This window comes from Dankookia sp. GCM10030260, from assembly GCF_042666655.1.
Taxonomy (GTDB): domain Bacteria; phylum Pseudomonadota; class Alphaproteobacteria; order Acetobacterales; family Acetobacteraceae; genus Paracraurococcus.
This window is the reverse complement of record NZ_JBHTDE010000065.1, coordinates 1-2,686: the sequence shown is the minus strand read 5'-3', so window position 1 is coordinate 2,686 and position 2,686 is coordinate 1. Positions and strand designations below refer to the sequence as shown.

General features: G+C 61.3%; 4 protein-coding genes. 2 read left to right on the top strand and 2 right to left on the bottom strand.

The window, feature by feature from the left end; translation table 11 throughout:
* Positions 1-223 precede the first annotated feature (223 nt).
* Entirely contained in the window at positions 224-742 is a 519-nt protein-coding gene (locus tag ACFQS7_RS30785; RefSeq protein WP_380070959.1) for a hypothetical protein, read from the bottom strand.
* Between the two features lie 200 nt (positions 743-942).
* Here ACFQS7_RS30785 and ACFQS7_RS30780 point away from each other — a divergent pair, with 200 nt between their 5' ends.
* Positions 943-1,170, top strand: coding sequence for a hypothetical protein (locus tag ACFQS7_RS30780; RefSeq protein ID WP_380070958.1), 228 nt, complete (start codon positions 943-945; stop codon positions 1,168-1,170).
* A 130-nt stretch (positions 1,171-1,300) separates the two neighbouring features.
* Positions 1,301-1,843, top strand: coding sequence for a ferritin-like domain-containing protein (locus ACFQS7_RS30775; protein ID WP_380070957.1), 543 nt, complete (start codon positions 1,301-1,303; stop codon positions 1,841-1,843).
* Between the two features lie 398 nt (positions 1,844-2,241).
* Here ACFQS7_RS30775 and ACFQS7_RS30770 read toward each other — a convergent pair whose 3' ends face one another.
* On the bottom strand, positions 2,242-2,520 hold the full coding sequence (locus ACFQS7_RS30770; protein WP_380070956.1) for a hypothetical protein: 279 nt from the start codon (positions 2,518-2,520) through the stop codon (positions 2,242-2,244).
* Positions 2,521-2,686 lie beyond the last annotated feature (166 nt).

Below are 2,686 nucleotides of genomic sequence, written 5' to 3'. Positions count from 1 at the left end.
GCGACAGCATCGTGGCCGCCGCGAGCATCGGGGCAGCTTCACCCGCCATCGGACCGCCATTCAAACCACGCCCAGGATAGGAGACCCTGTTACGAAACCAGCGCGGCAACTCGTTTGACACGCACCGAGGGCACGGGGCATGTATGAGGCCGATGGCCATAGTGGGGTTTGACGGCTGGCGGGTGTCCGACGTCAGGGCCCATGCTCTCCGATCCCTTCATTTTTAGGCGGTGAAGGCAAGCTTGAAGAAGCCCGCCTTCGCCACGGCCTCGGGGAAGTTCTGCATCAGCGGCGCGAGCCTGTGCTCTGGCATGTTGGGGATGAGATCGTAGAGCATGCAGCCTTGCCGGAACAGCGAGTGGGTGCGGGTTTTGCTGGTGTCTGATTTCAGCAGCCGGTCCATGCCGAGGCTTTCGCTGACCGCGCCCAGCAGGGTGAGCAGCGCGGTGGCGAAGGCGCTGACCAGCAGCAGCCGGTCGCGCCGCATGGGTTCGCCGATGCGGATGGCGGACAGCTCGCTTCCGTCAGTGAAGCGCTTCGGCTGATCGAAACGGCGATGGCTGATGGTGGGCCGAATGCCGAAGTGCTCGACATCAAACTCGATGAGAGAGTGGGGGTACCGCTGGCCAACAGGTTGGCCGCGCTCGGTGTGTCGTTGCTGTTTGCCACCGGCTACGATAAGCATTGCAACACGGGCAGGCATGGGGCCGCGCCAGTGCTGCACAAGCTTTTCGATGGCCACCAAGTGACCACCGCGCTTGTAGTTCTGTTGTCTACCGCGAGTTTATCGTGACTGACTTAATCAGGCGCCGTCGGCGCTTCCCTTGCGAGACTGAAGCGGAAAGCTTGATCTCGTTCCGGTACAACGGGCGTAGTCTTCAGGCGAGGATATCGCCTCAGCAAGACACATTTCGCGTCGTAATTTTGGAAGATGGCCGAGCGGTGTCCAAGCCGCTGGTGTACGGCCCCGGCATGGTTTGCGATTCCGAAGAAGCGGCTAAATACCAATGTCTTTTATCGAAGGCGGGATGCTTAAGTTACTGCGCCGGCCGCGGCGATCTTGAACATTTGCATACGGATTTTAAAGTCCATGACGAGCATTTTGTGATGCTGGCTCCCATTACCGTCCAAGCCAGCACAATATTTGCAACGCTTACTCGCAACCGATAGCTCAGTCCCGATAAGGTCGTGTTGCTGTGCCGATACCAAGTCGTCGCGGCGCAGCCGGGCGCAACTGCCGCCGCTTAATGCCGTTGGCTTCAGCGCGTGGCCATGTCGGCCGCGGCTGAGGTAAGTAACCATGGACGAAATCATTAGGCTGATGACGGAACAGCTCCGCGATGCCTATAGCGCGGAGAAGCAGGCGCTACGCGCCATGCCGCGGATGATGAAGAAGGCCTCGGCGCAGTCGCTGAAGGACGCGCTGCAGATGCATGTCGAGCAGACCGAGGGTCAGGTCGAGCGGCTCGAGAAGGCGCTGGAGACGATTGGTGGCAAGGCCGGCCGCAAGGTCTGCGAGGGCATGCGCGGCATTATCGAGGAAGGCCAGAGCGAACTGGAGGACCACGAGAAGGGACCACTGCTGGATACGCTAATTGTCGCAGCGCAGCAGCGAATTGAGCATTACGAGATCGCTTCCTACGGCACCATGGTGGCGCTGGCCAAGGCGGTCGGGCAGCAAGAGCTGGCCGACCTGTTGGCCGAGACGCTACAGGAAGAGAAGCAGACCGACGAGAAGCTGACCCAACTCGCTGAGCGGGAGCTGAACCCGGCGGCGATCAAGGGCGCACAGTCGGACGAGCCGGCCAACGACCGCCGCGGCAAGCGCGGCGCCGCGGCCTGACAGCGGAAGCGGTGGGCCTTGTCCATGCGGGGCGGGTTGGTCTGCCCGCAACAACAGCCTTATCTATGCTGCCCTCCCCGCAGCTTTTCCACTGGGCAGTGCCGGACGCTATAGCGGCGCATAAAGCATAAAGGTGTAGTGCCGAACGATGGCCCGCCGCATGGTTTTTGGTGCGACGTCGCCCGAGATGACGGCGGTTAGTGCAGCGACACAGACGGAAGATGTAGGCCGCCGTTGCCTACCCCACGGCGTGTGGCTCCGACTTTGAGGCTACCTGCATCTTCCGAATGCGTTTGAGCACTAGTGATGCGGCAACAGGCACCGGGTCATTAGGCACCGGGAGTATGTTGCTGAGGCAATACGACTGGCCAAGGTTGTTGTCGCGCGATAGCCGCCGGTCAGCCGCACCGAACCTCTACCAACCATGTCAGCAGATCGGCCAAACCAATGCCGAAGAAAATTTCTTTTGAAAGCGTTTGGAAACCTGTAGCCAAGGACAGCACTGACGAGAGGCCGATCGGCAGCAACGTGCTGATCTTGACGATCAATCTTGCTCTTTGGGCGGTGCTCGTCGGCGCTGTGCGCTTTCTCCTACTCTGACAATCCAGCAGCGAACGCCGCGCCATCTCGGTCGCCCGACGCTGGTCCGTGCGGCAGCGCAGCCCGTCACCGATCACCTGTTTGAACCTGCCGATGGTGGCTTCGACGCGGGCTCAGGTGTTGTAGCCAGACGTCTTCTGCCAGGCCGCTCGTCCGTGCTCAGCCATGCACTGCAGATGGCGGTCTCGCTGCGTCGGCGCGCTCGCTGCCATCTCACTTGGCACGGCCGTGGAATGCGGCGGC